This window comes from Fulvimarina pelagi HTCC2506 (genome assembly GCF_000153705.1).
In the GTDB taxonomy this organism is placed as follows: domain Bacteria; phylum Pseudomonadota; class Alphaproteobacteria; order Rhizobiales; family Rhizobiaceae; genus Fulvimarina; species Fulvimarina pelagi.
The window spans coordinates 3680097-3705815 of sequence record NZ_DS022272.1; the positions used below are offsets into that span (position 1 = coordinate 3680097).

General features: G+C 63.2%; 23 protein-coding genes. 16 read left to right on the forward strand and 7 right to left on the reverse strand.

Annotated features, from left to right (window positions below):
• Positions 1 to 65 precede the first annotated feature (65 nt).
• From miaB to ccmB, 7 genes are all read left to right on the forward strand, one after another.
• Positions 66 to 1544 carry a tRNA (N6-isopentenyl adenosine(37)-C2)-methylthiotransferase MiaB gene (gene miaB, locus FP2506_RS17120; protein WP_050765104.1) on the forward strand — a complete coding sequence of 493 codons (1479 nt, stop codon included), beginning with the start codon at positions 66 to 68 and terminating at the stop codon, positions 1542 to 1544.
• 41 nt (positions 1545 to 1585) lie between these two features.
• Entirely contained in the window at positions 1586 to 2608 is a 1023-nt protein-coding gene (locus tag FP2506_RS17125; RefSeq protein WP_007068867.1) for a PhoH family protein, read from the forward strand.
• Between the two features lie 17 nt (positions 2609 to 2625).
• Positions 2626 to 3192: an rRNA maturation RNase YbeY gene (gene ybeY, locus FP2506_RS17130; RefSeq protein ID WP_007068868.1), complete on the forward strand. Its 567-nt coding sequence runs from the start codon at positions 2626 to 2628 to the stop codon at positions 3190 to 3192.
• Positions 3193 to 3253: 61 nt separating this feature from the next.
• Positions 3254 to 4402, forward strand: a complete 1149-nt coding sequence (locus FP2506_RS17135) for a hemolysin family protein (RefSeq protein WP_007068869.1) — start codon at positions 3254 to 3256, stop codon at positions 4400 to 4402.
• A 116-nt stretch (positions 4403 to 4518) separates the two neighbouring features.
• On the forward strand, positions 4519 to 6174 hold the full coding sequence (gene lnt / locus FP2506_RS17140; protein ID WP_007068870.1) for an apolipoprotein N-acyltransferase: 1656 nt from the start codon (positions 4519 to 4521) through the stop codon (positions 6172 to 6174).
• A gap of 45 nt (positions 6175 to 6219) precedes the next feature.
• Positions 6220 to 6912, forward strand: a complete 693-nt coding sequence (gene ccmA, locus FP2506_RS17145; RefSeq protein WP_081448430.1) for a heme ABC exporter ATP-binding protein CcmA — start codon at positions 6220 to 6222, stop codon at positions 6910 to 6912.
• Entirely contained in the window at positions 6909 to 7577 is a 669-nt protein-coding gene (gene ccmB, locus FP2506_RS17150) for a heme exporter protein CcmB (protein WP_007068872.1), read from the forward strand. Before ccmA ends, ccmB begins: the two co-directional genes overlap by 4 nt.
• A 4-nt stretch (positions 7578 to 7581) precedes the next feature.
• Here the strand turns inward: ccmB and FP2506_RS17155 are convergent, their stop codons facing one another.
• Positions 7582 to 7911, reverse strand: a complete 330-nt coding sequence (locus FP2506_RS17155) for a DUF6460 domain-containing protein (RefSeq protein ID WP_050765105.1) — start codon at positions 7909 to 7911, stop codon at positions 7582 to 7584.
• 160 nt (positions 7912 to 8071) lie between these two features.
• On the opposite strand from FP2506_RS17155, the gene FP2506_RS17160 reads away from it, so the two are divergent.
• From FP2506_RS17160 to FP2506_RS17170, 3 genes are all read left to right on the forward strand, one after another.
• Positions 8072 to 8725: a septation protein A gene (locus FP2506_RS17160; RefSeq protein WP_040490230.1), complete on the forward strand. Its 654-nt coding sequence runs from the start codon at positions 8072 to 8074 to the stop codon at positions 8723 to 8725.
• A gap of 93 nt (positions 8726 to 8818) precedes the next feature.
• On the forward strand, positions 8819 to 9592 hold the full coding sequence (locus tag FP2506_RS17165; protein ID WP_007068875.1) for a tellurite resistance TerB family protein: 774 nt from the start codon (positions 8819 to 8821) through the stop codon (positions 9590 to 9592).
• Between the two features lie 147 nt (positions 9593 to 9739).
• Positions 9740 to 10978, forward strand: coding sequence for an abortive infection family protein (locus FP2506_RS17170; protein ID WP_050765106.1), 1239 nt, complete (start codon positions 9740 to 9742; stop codon positions 10976 to 10978).
• 49 nt (positions 10979 to 11027) lie between these two features.
• On the opposite strand, the gene FP2506_RS17175 is transcribed toward FP2506_RS17170, so the two are convergent.
• From FP2506_RS17175 to FP2506_RS17205, 6 genes are all read right to left on the reverse strand, one after another.
• Positions 11028 to 11531, reverse strand: a complete 504-nt coding sequence (locus tag FP2506_RS17175; RefSeq protein ID WP_148227615.1) for a helix-turn-helix domain-containing protein — start codon at positions 11529 to 11531, stop codon at positions 11028 to 11030.
• Positions 11532 to 11908: 377 nt separating this feature from the next.
• A complete protein-coding gene (locus FP2506_RS17185; RefSeq protein ID WP_007068879.1) occupies positions 11909 to 12472 on the reverse strand; it encodes an NUDIX hydrolase in 564 nt (187 codons plus the stop codon).
• Between the two features lie 70 nt (positions 12473 to 12542).
• On the reverse strand, positions 12543 to 13289 hold the full coding sequence (locus tag FP2506_RS17190; RefSeq protein ID WP_007068880.1) for a crotonase/enoyl-CoA hydratase family protein: 747 nt from the start codon (positions 13287 to 13289) through the stop codon (positions 12543 to 12545).
• A complete protein-coding gene (locus tag FP2506_RS17195) occupies positions 13286 to 15100 on the reverse strand; it encodes an acyl-CoA dehydrogenase family protein (protein WP_007068881.1) in 1815 nt (604 codons plus the stop codon). Before FP2506_RS17195 ends, FP2506_RS17190 begins: the two co-directional genes overlap by 4 nt.
• A 198-nt stretch (positions 15101 to 15298) precedes the next feature.
• On the reverse strand, positions 15299 to 16900 hold the full coding sequence (locus tag FP2506_RS17200) for an isocitrate lyase (RefSeq protein ID WP_007068882.1): 1602 nt from the start codon (positions 16898 to 16900) through the stop codon (positions 15299 to 15301).
• Positions 16901 to 17134: 234 nt separating this feature from the next.
• The gene (locus FP2506_RS17205) at positions 17135 to 17749 is read right to left on the reverse strand and encodes an exopolysaccharide biosynthesis protein (protein ID WP_007068883.1); all 615 of its coding nucleotides are present in this window, start codon (positions 17747 to 17749) and stop codon (positions 17135 to 17137) included.
• Positions 17750 to 18040: 291 nt separating this feature from the next.
• Between FP2506_RS17205 and rplM the strand changes: the two genes are divergently transcribed.
• The 6 genes from rplM (at position 18041) to uvrB (ending at position 25506) form a co-directional block, all read left to right on the forward strand.
• Positions 18041 to 18505, forward strand: coding sequence for a 50S ribosomal protein L13 (gene rplM, locus FP2506_RS17210; RefSeq protein ID WP_007068884.1), 465 nt, complete (start codon positions 18041 to 18043; stop codon positions 18503 to 18505).
• 5 nt (positions 18506 to 18510) lie between these two features.
• A complete protein-coding gene (rpsI, locus tag FP2506_RS17215; protein WP_007068885.1) occupies positions 18511 to 18987 on the forward strand; it encodes a 30S ribosomal protein S9 in 477 nt (158 codons plus the stop codon).
• A gap of 91 nt (positions 18988 to 19078) precedes the next feature.
• Entirely contained in the window at positions 19079 to 20041 is a 963-nt protein-coding gene (gene speB / locus FP2506_RS17220; protein WP_007068886.1) for an agmatinase, read from the forward strand.
• A 230-nt stretch (positions 20042 to 20271) separates the two neighbouring features.
• A complete protein-coding gene (locus FP2506_RS17225) occupies positions 20272 to 21420 on the forward strand; it encodes a DegT/DnrJ/EryC1/StrS family aminotransferase (RefSeq protein WP_040489217.1) in 1149 nt (382 codons plus the stop codon).
• A gap of 21 nt (positions 21421 to 21441) precedes the next feature.
• A complete protein-coding gene (gene tmpT / locus FP2506_RS17230; protein ID WP_007068888.1) occupies positions 21442 to 22083 on the forward strand; it encodes a thiopurine S-methyltransferase in 642 nt (213 codons plus the stop codon).
• 90 nt (positions 22084 to 22173) lie between these two features.
• Positions 22174 to 25506, forward strand: coding sequence for an excinuclease ABC subunit UvrB (gene uvrB, locus FP2506_RS17235; protein ID WP_050765107.1), 3333 nt, complete (start codon positions 22174 to 22176; stop codon positions 25504 to 25506).
• Positions 25507 to 25719: the final 213 nt, after the last annotated feature.

Consider the following 25719-nt stretch of genomic DNA (forward strand, 5'->3'; position numbering starts at 1 on the left):
TTGGATCGTTCTCGGCAGTATGCCCATTGAGGGCGATTGAGGCCGGCGACGGTCGAAAAGGCGATATGGACGACGGCAGACTGACGACGAACCAGCTCGGGACAGAGAATGCGCAGGGCGGTGAGCCCGAAAGGGCGCGCCCGAACACGCGCAAGGTCTTCGTCAAGACCTACGGCTGCCAGATGAACGTCTACGACTCTCAGCGCATGGGCGATGCTCTGTCCGGCGAAGGCTACGAGCCGACCTCAATCATCGAAGACGCCGATCTCGTGTTGCTCAACACGTGTCACATTCGGGAAAAGGCGGCCGAGAAGATCTATTCCGAGTTGGGCCGTATCCGCGATCTGAAAGCCGAACGCGCCGAAAGGGGCTTGAAGACGCAGGTCGCAGTCGCCGGCTGTGTAGCTCAGGCCGAAGGCCGCGAGATCATCTCCCGCGCGCCGGTGGTCGATCTCGTGATCGGTCCGCAGACCTACCATCGTCTGCCTCAGGCACTGACCCGCGCCGCGGGCGGTGAGAAGGTGGTCGAGACCGATTACGCCGTCGAGGACAAGTTCGAGGCACTTCCGCAGTCCGAACGCCGCCAGATCAGGGGTCGGGGCGTTACCGCCTTCCTCACCGTTCAGGAAGGCTGCGACAAGTTCTGCACTTTCTGCGTCGTTCCTTATACGCGCGGCGCCGAGGTTTCCCGTCCCTTCGCCCAGATCGTCGACGAGGCGAAGGCGTTGTCGGATGCCGGAGTCCGCGAGGTCACGCTGCTCGGCCAGAACGTCAACGCCTGGGATGGCGAGGACGAAGCCGGCAAGCCGATCGGTCTCGGCGGTCTCCTCCATCGCCTCGCGGACATCCCCGGCATCGCCCGGTTGCGCTACACAACGTCCCATCCGCGCGACATGGACGCAGAACTGATCGCCGCCCACCGCGATCTGCTGAGCCTGATGCCCTACCTACATCTCCCTGTGCAGTCGGGCTCCGACTCCATCCTAAAGGCGATGAACCGCCGGCATACCGCCGAAGACTATCTGCGCGTTCTCGACACGATCCGCGAGGCCCGACCCGACATCGCCCTCTCCGGCGACTTCATCGTCGGCTTTCCTGGCGAGACGGACGCCGATTTCGAGGCGACGATGCGGCTTGTGCGCGAGGTCCGTTACGCCTCGGCCTTTACGTTCAAATACTCGCCGCGGCCCGGCACGCCGGGCGCTGAGATGGACGGCCATATTGAGGAAGCGGTCAAGGATACCCGGCTGCAGGCGCTCAACGCGCTCCTGCGCGAGCATCAGGCCGAGTTCGCAGAGAGCCTCGTCGGCAAGTCCCTGAGTGTGCTCATCGAAAAGCCCGGGCGCCATCCGCGGCAGATCGCCGGCCGCTCGCCCTATCTTCAGCCGGTCGTCCTCCCGGAAGGCATGGGCGCGATTGGCGACATCGTAGAAGCGAAGATCACGTCGACCGGCCCGAATTCGCTCCTTGCCGAGGGCATGACAAAGCCTGCCGCCATGCCTACCTCCCTTGCCGAGGCTCCCACCACGAGGTCCGTTGCTTGAGCTACACCCGCGAAAAGTCAGCCAGAGCTGGCGCGTCCGACATGGCGCACATCCTGCTGACTTTCGAAGACAACCGATTGGCCGGCGCGCTGTTCGGCCAGTTCGACGAGCATTTGGCAATCATCGAACAGAAACTGAAGCTCGACGCGGCGGCCCGCGGCAATCAGGTCGAGATCCGTGGTGAGCCGATGGCGGCCGAACAGGCGCGTCGCACGCTGGAAAGCCTTTACGAGCGGCTCCAGTCCGGCGCGGAGATCGGCGGCAAGGACGTCGAGGGTGCGATCCGGATGGCCGTCGCCCAGGATGATCAACTTGACCTGCCGACGCTCGAAAACAAGGGCAAGATGTCCCTTGCGCAGATCTCGACGCGCCGCCGCACGATCCACGCCCGCACGCCGACTCAGGACGCCTATATGCGCGCCCTCGACCGGGCCGAGCTCGTCTTCGGCGTGGGGCCGGCCGGTACGGGCAAGACCTATCTCGCCGTCGCCCATGCTGCGATGCTGCTTGAGCGCGGCGCGGTCGACCGCATCATCCTGTCGCGTCCTGCCGTCGAGGCCGGCGAGCGCCTCGGCTTCCTGCCCGGCGACATGAAGGAAAAGGTCGACCCCTATCTCCGTCCGCTCTACGACGCGCTCTACGACATGATCCCTGCCGAGAAGGTGGAACGGGCTCTTGCCGCTGGTGCCATCGAGATCGCGCCGCTTGCGTTCATGCGCGGGCGCACGCTCTCCAACGCCGCCGTCATTCTGGACGAGGCCCAGAACACGACCTCGATGCAGATGAAGATGTTCCTGACCCGCCTCGGCGAGAATGCCCGCATGGTTGTGACCGGCGATCCGAGCCAAGTCGACCTCCCGCCGGGCCAAGTCTCCGGCCTCATCGAGGCGCTTCGCGTCCTGAACGGTGTCGACAAGATCGTCACCGTCCGCTTCAAGGCCGCCGACGTCGTCCGCCATCCGCTGGTCCAGTCGATCGTCGAGGCCTACGACGAGGACGCCGCAAAACGGGCCCCTGCCGGGGCCGGCGTCGACCGGGCTTCGCGCAGGTCCGTCGCCGGGTGAACGCAGATCCGCACGCAATGACCGTATCCAGTCAGAATTCTGCTGGCGTACCGGAGACGGGCGCGAGTTGGGTTTCCCTCGCGCTCTCGGTCGAGGACGATCGGTGGGAAGCGGCCCTCGGCAATCCGGAGGCTTTCGTCACCGCTACGCTCGATGCAGTCGCGCGTCGGTTCGAGTTTTCAAAGCCGTTCGCCAGCGAGCTATCCGTTACGCTCTCCGACGACGAGACGGTCCGCGAGATCAACGGCCAGTGGCGCGAGAAGGACAAGCCGACCAACGTTCTGTCTTTCCCGATGGTCGACCTCGAGCCCGGCGAACGGCCGGGTCCGCTCCTCGGCGACCTGATCCTCGCCTACGAGACTTGCGCGCGGGAAGCCGCCGGCGAAGCTAAACCTTTCGTGAATCACGCCCGCCATCTTCTGGTCCACGGCTTCCTGCATTGTCTCGGCTACGATCACATCGAGGACGATGAAGCCGAAGAGATGGAAGCCCTCGAGACATCGATCCTTGCAGGACTCGGGATTCCGGACCCATATGACGTTGCGGATTCAGGCTCTACGCGCGATAATCGCTTCGAGGGGTAGACCGGTCTTGCATGACGGCCAAGCCGCATGCCGAAGAGTTGACACGACGACCAAACGAGAAATGAACACTTCCACGAATGCCACCGCGCAGTCCGGCGAAGCCGGCGATCGAGGCGGAGACGAGCACGCCGGGCCTCAAACCGAGCCGGCTTCAGGCGAAGACCGAAGTCGGCCGCAAGGCGAGGCGAAGGGCCGCGAGGGCTTCTTCTCCAACGTCTTGTGGCGATTTCGCCCGCGCATGCCCAAGCTCATGCGCGAGGATCTGACCCAGGCGCTCTCCCAGCCGAACGACGACGATGACGGCGTCGACAGCTTCTCGCCCGAAGAAAGGGCGATGCTCAACAACATCCTCGCCCTGCGCGAGGTGCGCGTCGAGGATATCATGGTTCCGCGCGCCGATATTCAGGCCGCCGACATCAACATGACTCTCGGCGACCTGATGAAGCTGTTCGAATCGAGCGGCCATTCGCGCATGCCCGTCTATGGCGAGAGCCTCGACGATCCGCGCGGCATGATCCACATCCGCGACGTCGTCGGGCACATCACCCGCGTCGCCCGGCCCGCACGTAGCCGCAATGGCAGCGGACATGGGCGCTCAAACGGCAATGGGAACGGCGGCGGCTCCAATGGCTCCGACAAGGACAAGAAGCCGAAGTCCGGCCTGGACCTCCGCCAGATCAACCTAGCCCGCACAGTCGAAAGCCTCGGCATCCTGCGCAAGGTGCTTTTCGTACCGCCCTCGATGCCAGCCTCCGACCTGATGGCCCGTATGCAGGCGACACGCACGCAGATGGCACTCGTCATCGACGAATATGGCGGCACCGACGGTCTCGTCTCGCTGGAGGACGTCATCGAGATGGTCGTCGGCAATATCGAGGACGAGCACGACGATGAGGCCCCGATGATCCGGCAGGCGGGCGACGGTATTTATACCGCGGATGCAAGAGCCGGTCTCGATGAGGTCAAGGCGATGATCGGCGAGGATTTCGACGTCTCGGAATATGAGGAAGAGGCCGATACCGTCGGCGGGCTTCTCTTTTCCGAACTCGGACGCGTGCCGACGCGTGGCGAAGTGGTGCAGGCCGTGCCGGGCTTCGAGTTCCAGGTGCTGGAGGCCGATCCGCGCCGGGTTAAACGGGTCCGCATCGTTCGCTTCCGCCAGGGAGAGAAGCGTCGGCGCATCGTCGAAGGTCTCGCCGTGGCGTCGTGATCCGTGTCGCGCGGTTTGTTTCGCAAAAGCTCATGGGCTTAAAGACGAACCCATCGTGGCGATTCGCGCCATGGGATGGGGCCATTGAGCGAAGCGGAACATTCGGGTGAGGGAACGTGGCTGATGCCGACGTGACGGAGGGGCGGTCCCTGTTCGACCGCCTTGCAGGCCGACTGATTTTGGCGTCCGGCTGGCGCCGGGCCCTGATCGCGCTGCTCGCTGGCGCGACCGCGACCGCCGCCCTTGCACCGCTCGACTTCCCATTTGCCGGCTTCCTCTCCTTCCCGATCCTCGTATGGCTGCTCGATGGTGTGGGCATCGACGTCGGTGTGAGCCGCGTGCGCCGCCTCGGCCAGCCCTTCTTGATCGGCTGGCTCTTCGGCTTCGGCTATTTCGTCGCCGGCCTCTGGTGGCTCGGCGCCGCGCTGCTCGTTGATGCCGGAAGCTTCATCTGGTTCCTGCCGCTCGCCGTCCTCGGCCTTCCGGCGATCCTTGCGGTCTTCTTCGGTCTCGCTGCCGTCCTCTCCCGCTTGTTCTGGTCGGATACGGCCTGGCGCGTCCTCGGTCTTGCCGCGTGCTTCGGCCTCGCCGAATGGCTGCGCTCCTTCGTTCTCACCGGCTTTCCGTGGAACGAGATCGGCTATATGGCGGCAAGCCACGCCATCTTGATGCAGAGTGCCAGCGTGATCGGGATCGGCGGGCTGACGATGCTGGCTGTCTTCGTCTTCTCGGCGCCAGCCGTTCTCCTCGATCGTCGCGGGCGCCTGCCTGTGATTGCGCTCGCCATTCTCGCCCTTGCCACCCATCTCGGCTACGGTTTCTGGCGCCTGGAGAGCAACGCAACCGCCTTCAACCAGACGGTCGCGCTCCAACTCGTTCAACCGAACATCCTCCAGAGCCTCAAATGGGACCCGGAGACCGCCGATCAGAACTTCGACAAGCTCATCAACATGACTCTGTCGAAGGAGGCCTCGCCAGGTTCGCCCGAGGGGAGGGGTGCCGGCAGCGAAAACGCGCCACGCCGCTTGATCATCTGGCCCGAGACCGCCTTTCCCTTCGTCTTGACCGACCGGCCGGACGCGATTTCCCGTCTCGCCGACACGCTCTCCTCCGGTGAAACGCTGATTGCCGGCGCCGCCCGCGTCGACCGTTCCGAGGAGGATCGGCAGCGCGTCTACAACACGATCTACGTCATCGACGACGAAGGGACGATTACCGCCGCCAGCGACAAGGTGCACCTCGTCCCCTTCGGCGAATATCTGCCCTTTCAGGATCTTCTCGAGTCCTGGGGCATCTCCAATCTCGTAAACATGCCGGGCGGATTCTCCGCCGGGCCGATGCTCGAGCCCGTGCCGCTGGAGGATGCGCCGTCCTATCTCCCGCTCATCTGCTACGAGATTATCTTCCCGTCCGAGATCGAGGTCGGCGAGCCCGCACCGGGCTTCATCCTCAACGTCACGAACGATGCCTGGTACGGCGAGACGCCAGGGCCGTATCAGCACCTGCGCATGGCGAACGTCACGGCCGTCGCCCTCGGCCTGCCGCTCGTCAGAAGCGCTAATACGGGCATTTCCGTCGTCACCGATGCGTTCGGCCGCGAGATCGGTGGCCTCGGCCTCGGCGTCACGGGCAATCTTGTCGCAAGCCTCCCCTCGGAGACGGTCACGACTATCTATCGCACCTACGGCGATCGCATCTTCTTCGCGCTTCTCTTCGCATTAGCCGGTCTTTCCTTAGCTGCCAGACTGGCTCTGCGCTTTGGAAAAGGCTAAGCCCTCCGCCCATGAAGGGCGGGACGCTTTGACGAGATTTGCATGCTGAGGATCGCCGCGGAGGCCCTGTCGGTCGGGCGCGGCCGGACTGTGGCGGCCGGGCCGCTGGACTTCACGCTTGGTGCAGGAGAAAGCCTCGTCGTCACCGGCCCGAATGGCGCCGGCAAGTCGACCCTATTGCGTACTTTGGCCGGCCTTCTCCATCCGCTGGGCGGCAGAGTTCTCCTCGAAGGCGCGCTGGCCGCCGACGGCGAAAACGCGCGCTCGATCGCGGAAGTCGCCCACTATGTCGGCCATCGCAATGCGATGAAGCCGGGCATCTCGGTCGGTCGCAATCTCGATTTCTGGCGCAGGACCCTGCGTCTCGCCGCAGATGGCCTGACGAATTCGGATGCGCTTAAAGCCGTCGGCCTGCCGGATCTGACGGCGCTCCCCTTCGGCTATCTGTCGGCTGGCCAGCAGCGCCGCGCCTCGCTTGCGCGCCTCCTCGTCGCTCCTCGCGATGTCTGGGTGCTCGACGAGCCAACGGCCGCACTCGACGCCGACTCCCAGCTTCTCTTCGGCAAACTTATGGAGCGGCATCTTGCGGCCGGCGGCATCGTCATCGCCGCCACCCACCAGCCGCTCGGCCTCGAAACCGCCAAGCGCCTCAATCTCGCGAAAGCGCCGGACGCTAAACTGCCGGCGCCGACCGCGCTCGACGACGACGAACTCGCCGAAGCCGAGGGCTGGTTGTGAGATCGCTCGCCGCCCTCTACGTCCGCGATTTGAGACTCGCCGTTTCGAGCGGCGGCGGTGCGATGATCGGTGTCATCTTCTTTCTCGCCGTCATCGCGACGGTGCCCTTCGGCATCGGTCCCGACCTCAATCTCCTGTCGCGTATCGGCCCGGCCATCCTCTGGATCGGCGCGCTGCTCTCGACGCTCCTTACGCTCGACCGCCTGTTTCAGGCTGACCGCGACGACGGCACGCTCGATCTCCTCATCATGGGCCAGACGCTCATGCCTGCTGTGGTTTTCGTCAAATCTGCCGCGCTGTGGACCGCAAGCGGCCTGCCGCTCGTCCTGACCGCGCCGTTCCTCGGCCTTTTCCTGGCGATGGAGCCCGATGCCATCGCGGCCGCGACACTCACACTGTTCGTTGGAACGCCCGCGATCACGTTCATCGGTGCCGTCGGTGCGGCCGTCGCCGTCGCGCTGCCGCGCGGCGGGCTTCTCGTCTCGGTGCTGGTCCTGCCGCTCGCGATCCCGGTGCTGATCTTCGGCGTCTCGGCGACCTATGGCGCGATCAATGACCCCGATCCGTTCCTGCCGCCCTTCCTGATCCTCACCGCGCTGACGCTCTTCTTTGGGACGCTGGGCCCGGTCGCGGCGGGTGCCGCGCTCCGGGCGAGCGCGGATTGAGCGATCAGTACCGCCCGCGTCCGCCCATCTTCAGCACGCGCATGATGATGAAGATCGGCACCACGATCACTGCGCCGAGCAGGAAATAGGTGATGACGTTGTCGATCGAGCCGAAGGCGACGTCGATGATGCGGTTGAAGGCGTCGACGAACCAATTGATTACGCTCCGTGGCGAAATCTCGAACCAGGAGAGCAGGAGCCCAACGAGGATTGACATGAGAATGAGCCGGATGCCGACGCCCAGCGGCGAGCCGCCGAGAAAGCGCTCCACCCGGTATGAGACGCGGCCGCGGCCGTAGCGTGAACTGTCTTCATGGTCGGAAATATCTCGCATCGATCCCGCTTTGCTCATTCCGGTGTGATTTGTCTAAGGCCGCGATATAGGAAACGGACTTGGCAAAATTCAGCCCGTCCGCCCCCGAACGCCTACCAAATGCCGCGAACACTGCCGATATGGGCAGTGAGACGTGATCGAGACCGACGAGATTTCATCCATGGCAGACCGCATCATCGAACGTTCCCCGGGCGATCCGGCGAAGAAGGAGATAAACCCGCTCCTCAAGTTCGCGCTGGAACTGGGACCGCTTCTGGTCTTTTTCTTCGCGAACAATCGCGGCGAGCAGCTGGCGGCGACCTTTCCTTCGCTGAACGAGCTCGGCGGTCCGCTCTTCATCGCGACGGCTCTCTTCATGGCGGCGCTTGCGATTTCGCTCGCGGTTTCTTACGCAATTCAAAGGACACTACCAATGATGCCGCTCGTCTCCGGCATCGTCGTTCTCGTCTTTGGCGGGCTGACGCTTTATCTGCAGGACGAGACCTTCATCAAAATGAAGCCGACGATCGTCAACGGCCTCTTCGCCGCCATCCTGCTCGGCGGTCTTCTCTTCGGCAAATCCCTGCTGGGCTATGTCTTCGACCAGGCCTTCAAGCTGAATGCCGAGGGCTGGCGCAAGCTCACGCTCAACTGGGGTCTGTTCTTCGTCTTCCTCGCCATCGTCAACGAGGTCGTCTGGCGCAATTTCTCGACCGATTTCTGGGTCGCCTTTAAGGTCTGGGCGACGATGCCGATCACCATCGTCTTCATGCTCACCCAGTTCCCGCTGATCAAGAAACATTCGCTTGAACCGATCGGCGAGGGCAAACGGTAGGCGCGGGCGGTCACGCAGCCGGCTGGTATTGCCAATCGCACCTGCCGTTTCGATATCCGGGGTCAGTGATCGACCATTCGAGGACCCGACCCTATGGATATCCAGCGCCTTCTTTCCGATTTCCTCGGCGGCCAAGTGCAGGGCTCGTCCTCCCGCCGCGATCCCTATCGCACAGCTGACGCGACCCGTGGCGCAAGTTCGGGCGGCTCTCTGATCGATCAGGTCGGGGGCATGCTGCAGGGGCAGGGCGGATCAATTGTGACCAGCGCCGTCGTCGGCGGGCTCGCTTCGCAGCTCTTCAAGAAAAAGCGCGGCAAATCCTTCGGCAGCAGCGCGCTCAAGCTCGGCGGCGCAGCGCTTGTCGCGGGTCTCGCCTACAAGGCCTATCAAAACTACCAGACGAAGTCCGGCGCGACGGCACTGCCAGGCGCCGAGCCCGTGCGCAGCCTTCCCTCGACCCAGAGCCCGGACGAAGTGCCCGAACCTCGCGGCACGGCCTTCATGCCGTCAGGCGAGGAGGACAGTCGCGCCCGGCTGATGCTGTCGGCGATGATCGCCGCTGCCAAGGCCGACGGCTATATCGACGCCGACGAGGAAACGGCGATCTACGGCAAGATCGACGACATGGATATGGCGAGCGACGAAAAGGCCCTCGTAATGGACGAACTCCGCCGGCCGAAAACGGTCGACGACCTCGCCGCCGAAGCGAAGACCCCGGAAATCGCCATGGAAATCTACACCGCCTCGGTCCTCGCCATCGACGCCGACCACCCGGCCGAACGCGCCTATCTCGATCTCCTGGCGGCGCGGCTGAACCTGCCGGGCGAACTCGCGCGGGAGATCAGGCAGACTACGGGAGCGGAGTAAGAACCGTTTGGAATGCATACTGAGCAGGGTACTAAACATATCTTTGGTCGTATTTACTGCTCGCTGAAGTGCCATTTTGAAATTTTGTTTGGAGAATTGACCACTGATTATCTAGGAGTCGGAAAGTTACCATTATAAGTAAAAACTATGCGATATCTTAGTATTCGTCGTGAGATCGAAGGAGCGCTGCCTACTGTCGCTGAGCTATTGCGCCAGAAGGACGAGATAGACGCTTTTCGCGTTGTTACACAGGCTGACATTGAAATTGCCGAAACTGGTTATGATAACTGGAACGGCGGAACAAAGATTTGGACACTATACCTACGCATTCCGGTCAGCCTTTTTGTACCCATTGAAAATCGCCGTGAGGCCATAGCGAGTACAATCAAGGATAATATAAAGATTATTCTCGGGGATGATCGGAGCTTCTGGGTGGCGGTCGAAATATCGCCCGTGCGGATACTTGCGTCTGGTCAAGGTGTTCCAGATGGTAAAATCAGCGAGCGAACTCGCGCGGCGATTCTCGACGAAATGCGCGCCAGAAATACGGTATGGTATGGCGGTCTGGACGAGATTGGTTTTCTAAGCCGAGTTTTCGATTTGTCCTCAATGCCGTCATTTGACAGCAGATATAGCAACGCTGAGGGGGATATTTGGCAGCATTGTGTGAACAACGATGACTGGCCCCTAGAGTGGATATATACCGATCGTCGGTTTCGCCTCTACGGTGCCGAGCAAAGTATCTTTCTAAAGTTTATCTGTGAAGTGCTTCACCCTGTCGTCCGCAAAGATGATAGTGAGCAGGACCTGCTCGCGGAGGCTTTCAACGGACATCTCCGTACTGACGGCTGGGAATTGGTAGAGGATGCTCTTATTCAAGGTCGTCCTGTCTATGTTGCGCAGCGCAAAATCCACGCACTCGGCGGATCTGTACAGCGAATAAAAGCTGTAGCTGCGACGTTGAACTCAGACACGCTCTATGAGGATCTGCGCCGCCTTGAGCGCATAGGCGACAGCGAACCGGGAGAAGCTATCGCGCTGGCCAAGGAAATTGTCGAGAGTTGCTGCAAGCTTATTCTTGATGACCGCGCGGTCGCTTATCCTGAAAAGGCTGAGATCCCTGAGTTGCTGAAGATTATTCGAAGTGAAATTAAAATAATGCCTGACGGAATCGATGAGAATGCTAAAGGTGCGAAGGAAATTAAAGGAATACTAACGAGCCTCGGAAATATCGCTCACATGCTTGCACCGTTGCGAAATGCATACGGCAAGGGTCACGGACGCGGTAGAGATTTTAAAGGCCTTCAACCACGTCACGCTCGTCTGGCTATTGGTGCAGCTAGCACCTTTGTTGATTTCGTTCTGGACCGTCACTTGTCGCAATGACATTGGCATGGAATTTGTCCTTAATCCGTTTGAGATCCGAGACCGCCCGCTAATCCATCTTAATAGAAGCCGCGACAGCCTCCGGGTTTCGATGGATCGTCCAGAGCAGCGTCATGGCCGTCGCGTTCGGCTTCGACTTTCCCTGCTCCCAGTTCTTGACGGTCGCTTCCTCCAACCCAAACCGCAGGGCGAACTGCGCCTGTGACAGGTGCAGGGCCTCCCGAACTGCGCGCGCAGAGATTGGCTCCGGCCCATGCTTGCGCGCTTCGATCCCTGCGTTCTCCAGTTCGGACTTAAGCTGGCCCAGACTTTCCACCTTGGGCACCTCAACGAAAGCCTCCCCCGTGTCGAACAACTCCGTCATCACGGCCTGGGCGGCTTTCATGGCAAGATGCCTGCGCGCCAGCGCACGAGCCGCCGCCGGCGTGTTAAGGCCCGCGCTTGGGAGCGCCTTGAGATGCAGGCGCTCTGCGGAGCCTTCGGAGACGGGGTGTTCGTCCCGGATTTGCACCTGTTGTCCGAACCGCTCCAACAACGATGATCTCGTCGACATCCAGTTTCTCCATCACCGCTTGCGCGAGATTTCTCAGCGCCGCCGGGCCCCATGTCTTCGCAGGATCTCCGCCGATATGCGTGCCGTCCAAAGCGAGTGATCGACCCTCGATCGTCACACGGGCCATCACGTCAAGCGACCCTAGCGGCGTTCGAATTTCGGCGGTGAAAATCGGGTCGTCGCTGAGGGAGGGATCGAGCACGATCTCGATATCGTCCGCCGTCAATGACTCATCCCATACGCAATCTGCCTATAGGATGGTGGCGAAGTGCGGCGTTGTCAATTGGAATTCGCTAAAAGTGTCGGGGTATTCGATGACATCCGGCGGTCTACCACGCTTGCCATCCATTGCCGGAAGCGACGCTGCAAACGCCGGCTCACATATTCTCCGTCCGTAGCCGCTCTCCGCCCGGCATCATGTTCCCGGTCTCGCCCTCCGGGTTCTTGAACGGAACCGGCGGTGCACCGCCCTCGGCCTCCGCGTCGTGCCCGAGCGCCCAGTGCACCGAGGGAAAGGCCAACTCGTCATACGGAATGTCGTCCGGCGAAAAGAGCTTCACCTCGAGGCTTTCCGGCCCCGGCGAATAGTCGGGCCTTGCGAGCCGTGCGCGGTAGATCAGCTGCACCTGGCTGATGCGTGGAACGGAGTAGACCGCAAGCAGGCGTTCGATGTCGAGGGTGATGTTGGCCTCTTCAGAGGCCTCGCGGCGGGCACCGTCCTCAGGCGCCTCGTTCAGCTCCAGATAGCCGGCAGGGATCGTCCAGAACCCTTTGCGTGGGTTGATCGCCCGGCGGCAGAGCAGGATCTGGCCTTCGTGCCTCACCACCGAGCCGACCACGATTTTCGGGTTCTCGTAGAGCACGAAGCCGCAATTGTCGCAGACATGGCGCGAGCGGTCGTCGTCTTCCGGTACGGTCTGGGTGAAGGAGATCTCGGTCATCGCCCCTAAATGGACCCGTTCAGGCGTTCGGAAACAGGCGTGGCGGGAAATCTCGGGCGTCCGTGAACCCTCATCCCTTGCGGCTGAAAAAGGCCTCGAATGCCTGCCGCGCTTCCTTCGAGACGAGGCGTTTGGCGAAGATCTCGATCTCCTTGTCGATGCGCTCGATCACGTCGGACCGATCGCCTCGGATAAGGCTTTTCGTCAGCTTCACCGCCTCGCGCGGCTTCGCCGCGATCGCCTTCGCCGCCGCAAAAGCCGACCCGTCCACGTCGTCATCCACGATCTCGGTCACGAAGCCGCATTCACGGGCGAACTCCGCGTCGAAGGGCCGACCCATCGCAAGCATTTGGAAGGCGCGCTGATTACCCATCAGGCGCGGCGCGATCAGGCTGGAGGCCGCCTCCGGCGTCAGGCCGAGATCGACGAAGGGCGTTTTGAACTCGGATTTCGGTGTCGCCAGTACCAAATCGCAGTGAAACAGCATCGTCGTGCCGATGCCAATAGCGAGCCCGTCGACACCCGCGACCACCGGCTTTTCGGCCTTGGCGAGCGCATGCAGGAAGTCGCGAACCTCGGTCGGCAAGCCGCCGCCTTTAGCGATTTCCATGAAGTCGGCGAGGTCGTTGCCCGCGCAGAACGCGCCCGGTGCGCCTGTAAAGAGGATGCAGCCGACGGCTTCGTCCGCTTCCGCCGCCTGCAACGCCTCGGTCATGGCGCAATACATCGCCCGCGAGAGCGCGTTCTTCTTGTCCGGCCGGTTCATGCGGATGGTCTGGACGCCATCCGTGACAGTGGTCTTGATATGGTCGGTCATGCCGCTTCCAGTCCGAGCGCAATCCGGCCTGCTTCCAGACTGTCCGCGCCCTGGCAGACCTGCGCGGAAAGGCTTGGCGCTTCGGTGAGCAGGTTCTCGGCCATGAAGCGCGCTAAGGCCGTGCGTCCACCCTCCGGATCGCCCGCAAGCGCGCTCTTGACGAGATAGACGCCGCCGGCGGTCAGGCCGAAGAGCCGCAGATAGGGCGTCGCACCTGCGAGCGCGGTCTCCCTCTCGCCCCGTGCGATCGCCTCGGAGAGGAAGCGCGTCGACGCCTCCAACTCTCTCAGGGCGGCGTCGATCATCGAGGCCGAGCGTCCGAAATCGGGCAGGTTGCGAGCCTCCAGCGTCTCCAGAACCGAACGCAGCTCGAGGATGTAGTTGGTGACGGCACCGCCGCCCGAGAGCCCGATCTTGCGCGTCACCAGATCGATCGCCTGAATGCCGTTCGTGCCCTCGTAGATCGGCGCGATGCGGGCGTCACGCAGGAGCTTGGCCGCCCCGGTCTCTTCCACATAGCCCATGCCGCCATGCACCTGAACGCCGAGCCCGGCGACCTCGACGCCGACATCGGTCGAGAACGCCTTGGCGACCGGCGTCAGCAGATCGACGCGGTCCTTCCAGGATTTGGCGGCATCGCCGTCGCCGGCTCTCGCATGATGCTTCGCCATGTCGCCGGCATGGCCGCAGGCATAGGAGATCGCGCGTGCCGCGCCCGTCAGCGCCTTCATGGTGAGGAGCATGCGCGTCACGTCCGGATGGTCGACGATCGGCGCCATCTGCCCCTTCGGCTCGGCGCCCTTTGCGAGGCGCGTTGAGCGGCCCTGCCGGCGATCTCGGGCAAATTCCAGCGCCTTCTGGGTCGCGGCTTCCGCGATCCCGACGCCCTGAATGGCGACCAGAAGACGGGCATTGTTCATCATCGTGAACATGCAGGCGAGACCGCGGTTCTCCTCGCCGATCAGCCAGCCGATCGCGCCGGGCTCACCCGTCTCGCCCTTATCATCACCGTAGATCATCGTGCAGGTCGGCGAACCGTGGATGCCGAGCTTCTTTTCGAGCGCCGCGCAGAACACGTCGTTGCGCGCGCCAAGGCTGAGATCATCGTTCACCAGAAATTTCGGGACGAGGAAGAGCGAAATGCCCTTCACCCCCTCCGGGGCCCCCGGCAGGCGCGCGAGCACGAGATGGACGATGTTGTCGGTAAAGTCCTGCTCGCCATAGGTGATATAGATCTTCTGGCCGAAGATCCGGTAGGTGCCATCGCCGGCGGGTTCGGCCCGGGTCTTGATGCCCGAGAGGTCGGAGCCCGCCTGCGGCTCGGTCAGGTTCATCGTCCCGGTCCATTCGCCGGAGACGAGTTTGTCGAGATAACGCGAGCGAAGGTCCTCAGAGCCATGCTGGTGAAGCGCTTCGATCGCGCCGACCGTCAGCGTCGGGCCGATCGCAAAGCCCATCGAGGCCGAATTCCACATCTCGAAAAGCGCGGTCGAGAGCGCCATCGGCAGATCCTGCCCGCCATGGGCTTCGGGCCCCGTCAGAGCGTTCCAGCCGCCCTCGCACCATTCTTTGTAGATCGCAGGCCAGCCCTTCGGCGTCGTTACGACACCGTCCTTCACGACCGCGCCTTCATGCCCGTCATCGGCAAGGTCCGGCGCCATGCGCTCGGACGCGAACCGGCCCGCCTCACCGACGATCGCGTCGAGAAGATCGGCATCGAGATCGCCCGCAGCGCCGCTTTCCATCGCCTCGTCGAGACCCGCCACGTGCCTTAAGACATGGACGATCTCCTCGGTCGGAGCCTGATACATCGGTGCGCCTCCTCGCGGTCCTGCCGGCCTCTCGTGTGGGCCGGTCGGTTTCTCCGGTCAACTTAAGGCATTAAGCGCCCGGTCGCGATGCGGGAACCATCGGAATTGCGCGCGGAAGCCGCGACAAAGCGGCCAGACAAAAAAGGCGCGCCGGGGAGAGCGCGCCTTTCCGAAGTTCGGGAGCCGTAGACAGGAGGATTACTCGGCCGCCTCGAACTGGTTCATCGTGTTGTCGGCACCGCCCGCCTTCAGGGCCGCATCGCCGGCGAAGTATTCCTTGTGGTCGTCGCCGATGTCGGAGCCGGCCATGTTCTGGTGCTTCACGCAGGCGATGCCCTGACGAATTTCCTCGCGCTGTACCGTGTGGACGTAGCCGAGCATCGCTTCGTCGCCGAAATAGCGCTTGGCGAGATTATCGGTCGAAAGCGCGGTCGTGTGATAGGTCGGCAGCGTGATGAGATGGTGGAAGATACCGGCCTCGCGGGCCGCATCCGCCTGGAAGCTTTTGATCTGACGATCGGCTTCCTGGCCGAGCTCGGTATCGTCATACTCGCTCGACATCAGTCTGCCGACGTCATAGGCGCCGAGATCGCGGCCTTCGGCCTGCCAGGTCTCGTAGACGTGCTGGCGGAACTTCAGCGTCCAGTTGAAGGACGGCGAGTTGTTGTAGACGAGCTTGGCGTTCGGCACGACCTCTCGGATACGGCGAACCATGCCGCCGATCTGCTCCACATGCGGCTTCTCGGTCTCGATCCAAAGGAGATCGGCGCCGTTCTTGAGCGAGGTGATGCCGTCGAGAACGCAGCGATCTTCACCCGTTCCCGGCTTGAACTGATAAAGGTTCGAGGGGAGACGCTTCGGGCGCATCAGCTTGCCGCCCTGCTTGATGACGACGTCGGAGCTTTTCAGATCCTCGACAGAGACTTCCTCGCAATCGAGGAAGGAGTTGTACTGGTCGCCCAGATCGCCCGGCTCGGCCGAATAGGCGATTTCCTTGGTCAGACCCGCGCCGAGCGAGTCCGTGCGGGCGACGATGACGCCATCGTCGACGCCCATTTCGAGGAAGGCGTAGCGCAGTGCACGGATCTTGTGAATGAAGGCTTCATGCGGAACCGTGACCTTCCCGTCCTGGTGGCCGCACTGCTTCTCGTCCGACACCTGGTTCTCGATCTGCAGAGCGCAGGCACCCGCCTCGATCATCTTCTTGGCGAGGAGATAGGTCGCCTCGGCATTGCCGAAGCCGGCATCGATGTCGGCGATGATCGGAACGACGTGCGTTTCGTGATTGTCGATCTCGTTCTGGATCTTCCGCGCTTTCACCTCGTCGCCGGCTTCGCGGGCTTCGTCGAGCTGGCGGAAGAGGTTGCCGAGCTCCCTTGCATCGGCCTGCTTGAGGAAGGTGTAGAGCTCCTCAATCAGCGCCGGCACGGTGGTCTTCTCGTGCATCGACTGGTCTGGCAGGGGACCGAACTCTGAGCGCAGCGCCGCGACCATCCAGCCGGAGAGGTAGAGGTACTTCCGCTTGGTGGAGCCGAAATGCTTCTTGATGGAGATCATCTTCTGCTGGCCGACGAAACCATGCCAGCAGCCGAGAGACTGGGTGTATTGCGAAGGATCGGCATCATAGGCCGCCATGTCGTCGCGCATGACCTTTGCGGTGTATCTCGCGATGTCGAGCCCGGTCTTGAACTTGTTCTGTGCCCGCATGCGAGCAACGGCTTCGGGCTCGATTCCACCCCAGGAGTCGAACTTCCGCTTGAGCTCGATGATGTCTTGGATATCGGTCTGGTAGGCTGACATAATGGTACCCTTGGAAGTCTGTCTCGGATCTGTAAAGTTTTGACCGCGCGGGGATCGGCTTCGACCGAACGATGAGAGGATCGTGTCGAGCCGCCAACGCAGTACACCCTTCCGATATCCGCTTTACGGCGGCATAAGTCCAATCCTTTGAGGTCGCCGGACTGTCAAAAACGGTCACGATGTCGAGGCCGGCTTTACTGACGCGGATATCTTGTAAAAATTTTTACAAACGCTTTAGAGGGCTATCCAGGACGGCAGATCGCTTGGGAAGAAGCGGTAGGCCGCATAAACGGCGCCAGCGGCTGATGCGAAGGCGAGCAGCATCACCACGCCGTCGCGCACCGCCAGCGCGATCCCGAACAGAAGGATCGCGATGAACGGCACGATCGCCGCGAACGGCACCAGTTCGAGCGGCGGCACCAGAAGCGCCAGCGCGACGCAGCACGCGGCGCCGATCCGCTCGAAGACGACGGTCGTCAGGATTTCGAGCCGGTCCTTGAAGAGCCGGTCCAGCCGCTCGCCCCACGGACGCAGCTTCGCAACCCCATGGCCAAGCCGTTCGGAGGATACGGCGCGGTCGGAAAGGAAGCCCGGCATCCAGAAACTGCGGGCGCCGAACACCATCTGCACGGCGACGATGATGATGACGACGGTAAGGATCGTCGGCACCACCGGAATGCCGCCGACGGGCGAGGCGCCGACGAGTGCGGGCACCGCCAGCAGCGGCCCGTAGCCGCGCCGGCCAAAGCTCTTCGTCACGTCCCCTACCGAGACCTCGCGATCGCTCTCCGCCAGCTCCTTCAGTTTGTCGAGAATGCCGACGACGTCGTCGATTGTTTGTTCTGCCAAGGAGATTTCACGCTTTCGTCTTGGAGGCCCGCCCGAGAGCTAGGCGCTTACCGGAGAAGATCGAACGCAATCGGGCTGGCGGCTTTGCGGTATTATGATACCAATCATTCTCGATTGCCTATAGACAGGGCATTCTGGCCGCCACCGAATTTCCATTTGTCGCTTGACACCGCGCCGATCCACCCGTAGATCGCCCTTCAAGAAGCGCGGGTCTCATGGCCCGCCCTTTTTTATGTGGCGCGCGAGATATCGCCGGCGCCGACCGAAATTACCAACACCGGGACCAACCCCATGAAGACTTTCACGCAGAAGGTCGAGACGATCGAGAAGAAGTGGATTCTGATCGACGCCGAAGGACTGATCGTCGGCCGTCTCGCTTCGCTCGTCGCGCTCCGCCTGCGCGGCAAGCACAAGGCCACCTTCACCCCGCACGTGGACGATGGCGACAACGTCATCATCATCAATGCCGACAAGGCCGTGCTCACGGGCAAGAAGTACTGGAACAAGACCTATTACTGGCACACCGGCCATCCCGGCGGCATCAAGGAGCGCAAGGCGCGCGACATTCTCGAAGGCCGCTTCCCCGAGCGCGTCCTTGAAAAGGCCGTCGAGCGCATGCTGCCGCGTGGGCCGCTGGGTCGCCAGCAGCTCAAAAACCTGCGCGTCTACGCCGGCAGCGAACATCCGCACGCGGCGCAGCAGCCCGAGACGATCGACGTCCGCGCCATGAATTCCAAGAACGCGAAGGCCGCATAATTTCCATGTCCCAGCTTTCCTCCCTAGAAGAACTCGGCCAGGCCGAAACGGGCGCCCAGCCCGAAGCCCCGGTCCATGTCCAGAAGCTCGACCAGTACGGTCGTGCCTACGCCACCGGCAAGCGCAAGGACGCCGTCGCCCGCGTCTGGGTGAAGCCCGGCTCCGGCAAGATCACCATCAATGACAAGGACTTTGCGGAATACTTCGCCCGTCCGGTCCTGCAGATGGTCCTGCGTCAGCCGATCGTCGCTGCCGATCGTGACGGCCAGTTCGACATCGTCGCGACGGTCGCTGGCGGCGGTCTATCCGGCCAGGCCGGCGCGGTCCGCCACGGCATTTCCCGTGCTCTCACCTTCTACGAGCCGGGCCTGCGTCCGGTCCTCAAGAAGGGCGGCTTCCTTACCCGCGACTCGCGTACGGTGGAGCGTAAGAAGTACGGCCGTGCCAAGGCCCGCCGTTCGTTCCAGTTCTCGAAGCGCTGATCGAACAGGCTCCGCTTGCGGAGCTTCGATCGCTGTTTTCACGAAGCCGCCGGGTTCGCTCGGCGGCTTTTGTTTTGAGGAGCCCGAAGCCATGGCCGACCCAAGGCCCGACCACGCCTTCACAGCCCCCGGAACACTCGGCACGTCCGGCGACCCCACCTATGCAGGCGCGCTCTCCTTCATGCGCCGCCGATACACGAAGGATGTCGCTGGCACGGACGTCGCGGTCTGGGGCATTCCCTATGACGGCGCCGTCTCGAACCGGCCGGGCGCGCGGTTCGGGCCGCAGGCCATCCGGCGGGCTTCGGCGATCTTCGACAACGATCCGCAATATCCCATCCATCGCGACCTCTTCGAGCACCTTTCGGTCGTCGATTACGGCGACTGCGCCCTCGATCATCGCCGTCCGGAAATCGCCCATACGGCGATCCGCGCCGAGGCGAGCGATCTTCTGGAGAAGACCGGCTTCCTGCTCTCCCTCGGTGGCGATCACTCCGTCACCTTCCCGCTGCTCGAGGCGTATCGCGAATGGCACGAGCCGCTTTCGCTGGTGCAGTTCGACGCACATCAGGACACCTGGCCCGTGGCCCGAGACGAAGACGACAAGTCGCGCGTCGACCACGGCTCCTTCGTGAAGGCCTCCGTAGAGGCCGGTTTGATCGATCCCGAGACCTCGATCCAGGTCGGAATCCGCACCCATGCGCCGGAAACCTGCGGCCTCGACATTCTCTACGGCTACGAGGTTGAGGAGATGAGTTCCAAGGCGATTGCCGAACGCATCTACGAACGCACAAGGGGCACGAACGTTTATCTGACCTTCGACATCGACTGCCTCGACCCCGCCTTCGCGCCGGGCACCGGCACGCCGGTTGCGGGTGGTCCGTCATCCGCGAAGATTCTCGCGGTGCTCCACCACCTGAAGAACCTCGACTTCGTCGGCGCGGATGTCGTCGAGGTCGCGCCGGCCTACGACCATGCCGATGTCACCGCTATCGCTGGATCCACAGTGGCGATGTATGTCCTTGGCATCCTGGCGGAGAAGAAGGCGGCCTGAATGGCGCGGCAAGCCTCGCGTCAGCTTTGCGGTAGCGGTGTGAGCCGCGGAATTCCGGCGCGATACCGCCATAATCCGGCGCAACAAGTCGCAGCCCAGCCCCGCTGTGCGTGCCTGATCGCTTCATTCCTCAGGCGCAGTTACCGACCGTTATCTTTTTTGACTGGCACCGCGGCACGATCTGCTTCACCTGCTGCGCTGCAACAGACCCGAACGAGACGATCCTTCCCATGAACCGCACTCCTCCGCCCCAGGCCATTCCCTTCATCGACCTCGCCACCCAACGCGACCGCATTCGCGACAAGGTCGATCGGCGCATGGCGGCGGTGCTGGACCACGGCGCCTACATCATGGGGCCGGAGATCGCTGAACTCGAGCAGGCGCTCGACGCCTTCGGCCAGGCCAAGCACTCCCTGTCCTGCTCGTCCGGCACGGATGCGCTAGCCCTGCCGCTGATGGCCTGGGGCCTGCGCACCGGTGACGCCGTCTTCTGTCCGAGCTTCACCTTCGCGGCGACGGCCGAGGTCGTCGCCTGGCTCGGCGCCACGCCGGTCTTCGTCGATGTCGAGCGTGATACGATGAACATGGACGCGGCCAAGCTCGACCTCGCCATCGAGGCGGTGAAGCGCGAGGGCAAGCTCACCCCGCGCTTCGTCATCGCCGTCGACATCTTCGGTCAGGCCGCCGATTATGCCGCGATCCGCGCTGTCTGCGATGCCCACGGCCTAAAGCTCATCTCCGACGCCGCGCAAGGCTACGGCGCCACCACCGACGGCAAGCTCTCCATAGAATGGGCCGACGTCGTCTCCACCAGCTTCTTCCCGGCCAAACCGCTCGGCTGCTATGGCGACGGCGGCGCGATCCAGACCAATGACGATGATCTTGCGGCTGTCATGCATTCGATGCGCGTACATGGACAGGGCAAGGACAAATACGATTGTGTGCGCATCGGTATGAATGGTCGCCTGGACACGCTGCAGGCTGCGATCCTTCTGGAAAAGCTTGCGATCTTCCCGGAAGAGGTCGAGACCCGCATGCGCATCGCCGCGAGGTATCACCAAAAGCTCGAAGGCCACGTCATCCCACAGAAGCTCGCCGACGGCGCCGTTTCCACCTGGGCGCAGTACACCGTGCGCCTGCCTGAGCCGGCCAATCGCGAGGCCGTTCAGGCGAAGTTGCGCGAGGCGGGCGTTCCGACGGCCGTCTACTATCCGATCCCGCTCCACCGCCAGACCGCTTACGACCGCTATCCCGTGGCCGGCGGCGTGCTCGAGGAAACCGACGCACTGTCGCGCGAGGTGATCAGCCTGCCGATGCATCCCTATCTCTCCGAAGAGGTGCAGGATCACATAGTCGAAGCGCTGATCGACGCTCTTTAGGCGCCTTCAAGGATACCGGAGATGGAAGCGCAATTCTGGCACGACCGCTGGGACAAGGGCGAGATCGCCTTCCACGAGGGCAAGCCGAACCGCCTGCTGCTCAAGCATTTCGATGCGCTCGAACTGGTGGAAGACGCCCGCATCTTCCTGCCCCTCTGCGGCAAGGCGATCGACATCCACTGGCTCCTTGACAAGGGTTTCCGCGTCGTCGGCATCGATCTCAGCGCCATCGCCATCGACCAGCTCTTCGACGATCTCGGTTTTGAACCGTCCGTCACCGAAGATGGCGATCTCACCCGCTACACCGCACCGAACATCGATATCTTCGTCGGCGATGTCTTCGCCCTCACACCGGACCAGCTCGGCCCGGTGGACGCCATCTACGACCGCGCGGCCCTCGTCGCCCTGCCAGCCGCCATGCGCGCCCGCTACGCCGCCCATCTGGCGGAGATCACCGGCGCCACGCGGCAACTGCTCCTGTCGTTCGACTACGACCAGACCCTCTTTGACGGCCCGCCCTTCTCGGTGGACGAGGCCGAGATCGAGCGGGTTCACGGCGCTCGCTACCGCCTGCATCTCCTCGAAAAGGGCCGCATCCCCGGCGGCCTCAAGCGCCACGACGCCGTCGACGAAACCGCCTGGCTGCTGACGGCCAAGGGTTGACGATCGATTGGTGACGGCGCCGTTGCGCCGCATCGTCGAAGCGAGTCTCGCGCCTTCCATCCGTTCGGCGCGGTCTCTATATGCCCCGCCATGGCCTCCCGACCCCGCAAGTCCGCAACGCGCACCCCCGCTTCTCGCTTGCCCGACGCCGAGGCGTTCGACGAGGAGAGCGCGTTCGACCCCACCCGACCTGCGCGGCGCGGAGGCTTCGGCGAGGCGCCCCAGGCCGCGTTCGACGCATCCGAAGCCTTTTCCGGCCCCATCGGCTCTTGGGCCGACGAGATCGCCAAGACCGCCGAGACCCGCGCCGAACGCACCGCCGACGGCGATGGCGACCCCGCGAGCGCCGACGCCAAGCCCAAGACATCCGCCCGCGACACCAAGCCGAAGGCGAAGGCGCGCACCGCCGCCAGCGACAAAGCCCAAAAACCCATGAAATCGGCCCGCGGCACCTCCATGGGCGGCACCCGCGACCCCAAGGAACGCGCCGCCGCCGGTCTCAACCCCGTCGCCGGCATGGATGTCAGCCTCGAAGACGCGAAATCCCTCCCCGAAGGCGGCGTCACCGCCACCGTCCAGGCCCTGTCGGACCTCATCTCCTCCGGCAACCCACTGCACAAGAACGGCGAGATCTGGCTGCCCCATCGCCCCGCGCGGCCTGAAAAGTCCGAAGGCGGCGTCAAGTTCCGTATCGCCTCGGACTACACCCCCATGGGCGACCAGCCGACCGCCATCGCCGATCTCGTCTCCGGCGTTTCCGATCAGGACAAGACGCAGGTCCTTCTCGGCGTCACCGGCTCGGGCAAGACCTTCACCGTCGCCAACGTCATCGAGCGCACCCAGCGTCCCGCCCTCGTCCTCGCGCCCAACAAGACGCTCGCCGCCCAACTCTACGGCGAGTTCAAGGCCTTCTTCCCGGACAACGCGGTCGAATACTTCGTCTCCTACTACGACTACTACCAGCCGGAGGCCTACGTCCCGCGCTCGGACACCTATATCGAGAAGGAGTCCTCGATCAACGAGCAGATCGACCGGATGCGCCACGCCGCCACCCGCGCGCTGCTCGAACGCGACGACTGCATCATCGTCGCCTCGGTCTCCTGCATCTACGGTATCGGCTCGGTCGAGACCTACACGGCGATGACCTTCCAGATGTCGGTCGGCGATCGCCTCGACCAGCGCCAGCTCCTCGCCGATCTCGTCGCCCAGCAGTACAAGCGCCGCGACATGGATTTCCAGCGCGGCTCGTTCCGCGTGCGCGGCGATACCATCGAGATCTTCCCCGCCCACCTGGAGGATGCCGCCTGGCGCATTTCCATGTTCGGCGACGAGATCGAGGCGATCCACGAATTCGATCCGCTGACCGGCAGGAAGACCGACGACCTGAAGTCGGTGAAGATCTACGCCAACTCCCACTATGTCACGCCGCGCCCGACGCTCAACCAAGCGATCAAGTCCATCAAGGAAGAGCTGAAGCATCGCCTCGCCGAGCTCGAAAAGGCCGGCCGCCTGCTCGAAGCCCAGCGCCTCGAACAGCGCACCCGCTTCGACATCGAGATGATCGAGGCCACCGGCTCCTGCCCCGGCATCGAGAACTATTCGCGCTATCTCACCGGCCGCCAGCCCGGCCACCCGCCGCCGACGCTCTTCGAATACCTGCCCGACAACGCCCTCGTCTTCATCGACGAGTCCCACGTCACCGTGCCGCAGATCGGCGCCATGTATCGCGGCGACTTCCGCCGCAAGGCGACGCTCGCCGAATACGGCTTCCGCCTGCCGTCCTGCATGGACAACCGCCCCCTCCGCTTCGAGGAGTGGGACGCCATGCGCCCGCAGACCGTCGCGGTCTCGGCTACGCCCTCCACCTGGGAGCTCGAACAGTCCGGCGGCGTCTTCGCCGAGCAGGTCATCCGCCCCACCGGCCTCACCGATCCGCCGGTCGAGATCCGCCCCGCCCGCACCCAGGTCGACGATCTCCTCGGCGAGATCCGCGAGACGGTTGATCGCGGCTACCGCGTCCTCTGCACCGTCCTCACCAAGCGCATGGCCGAGGACCTTACCGAATATCTCCACGAGCAGGGCATCCGCGTCCGCTACATGCATTCGGACATCGACACCCTCGAGCGCATCGAGATCATCCGCGATCTCCGCCTCGGCGCGTTCGATTGCCTCGTCGGCATCAACCTGCTGCGCGAGGGGCTCGACATCCCCGAATGTGGCCTCGTCGCCATTCTCGATGCCGACAAGGAGGGTTTTCTCCGCTCGGAAACCTCCCTCATCCAGACCATCGGCCGCGCCGCCCGCAACGTTGACGGCAAGGTGATCCTCTACGCCGACAACGAGACCGGCTCCATGAAGCGCGCCATCGCCGAGACCGACCGGCGGCGCGAGAAGCAGCTCGCCTACAATGCCGAGCACGGCATCACCCCGGCCTCGGTCAAGGCCAAGATCGCCGATATCCTCGACAGCTATTACGAGAAGGATCACGTCCGCATCGATGTCGGCGGCATGGCGGAAGACGAGGGCGCCTTCGTTGGCAACAATCTGCGCGCCCATATCGAGCATCTGGAAAAGTCCATGCGCGAAGCCGCCGCCGATCTCGACTTCGAAAAGGCCGCGAAGCTGCGCGACGAGATCAAGAAGCTGCAGGCGAAGGAGCTGGAATTCGGCCCCGACGCAGGCTCCGGCAAGGCGAAGAATGCCAAATCCAAAGGCGGCGCCCGCAACGCCGTCGAGGAAGCCGATCCCGCCTCCGCCGCCATCGCCATGGAAGAAGAGGCGATGTCCCCCGCTTCCGGCAAATCGAAATACGGGAAGAAGGCCAAGCGCGACCGAAACCCCATCGGCGGCGACCGCTTCGGCCCCAGGGGCGAACCGCTCAAGCCGAGGGGATCGGGCGAGGTCGAGGCTCCTGCCTCACTGTTCCGCAAGCCGTCGTTGGATGGTGAGGAGCGGTCCGCGCAGCGGAGCGGAAGCATGTCTTCCGCAGCGACGAACGCCCGGAGCGAAAGCGAAGGGCAGGGCCCCGGCACCGCGACCCCGGCGGGCAAGTCCCTGTTCCGCAAGAACACCCTTGATGAAATGACGGTGGGTCGGACCGAGAAACCAGTAGGTGGGACTCCGCCGGCAAAGCTGGTCCGCAAGAACACCTTTAACGGTGAGGAGCGGTCCGCGCAGCGGAGCGGAAGCATGCCTTCCGCAGCGACGAACGCCCGGAGCGACAGCGGAGGGCAGACCGTCGGCCGCACCGAGAAGCCTGTCGCTGGGGAAATGCCGAAGAAGCCCGAACAGGTCCGTGCGGATAAGGACAACACCGCCGAACCGATCCGTCGCCACCGCGTCGGTCGCGGCAGCTACGAGGACGAAGCTGACCAGAAGCGCCGCAAACGCCGACCGAGCAAGACGGGACGGCCGGGGCGGTGAGCATAAGAGAACCGCTATCACTCTACTGACGGTCGTCTATAACACCGTTTCCGACGCTCGAGACCTTTCATTCTCTCCCACAAGGTGCGTAAGTGTCATTACGCAACGGCTGTGACGATTGACCGCCTTGCAGTCGCAGATGATATGCGAATCTGAACGTGAAAGTTGCAATTTTAGGCAGCCTAGGTGCCGAAAGCCAAAATCATGCAAAGC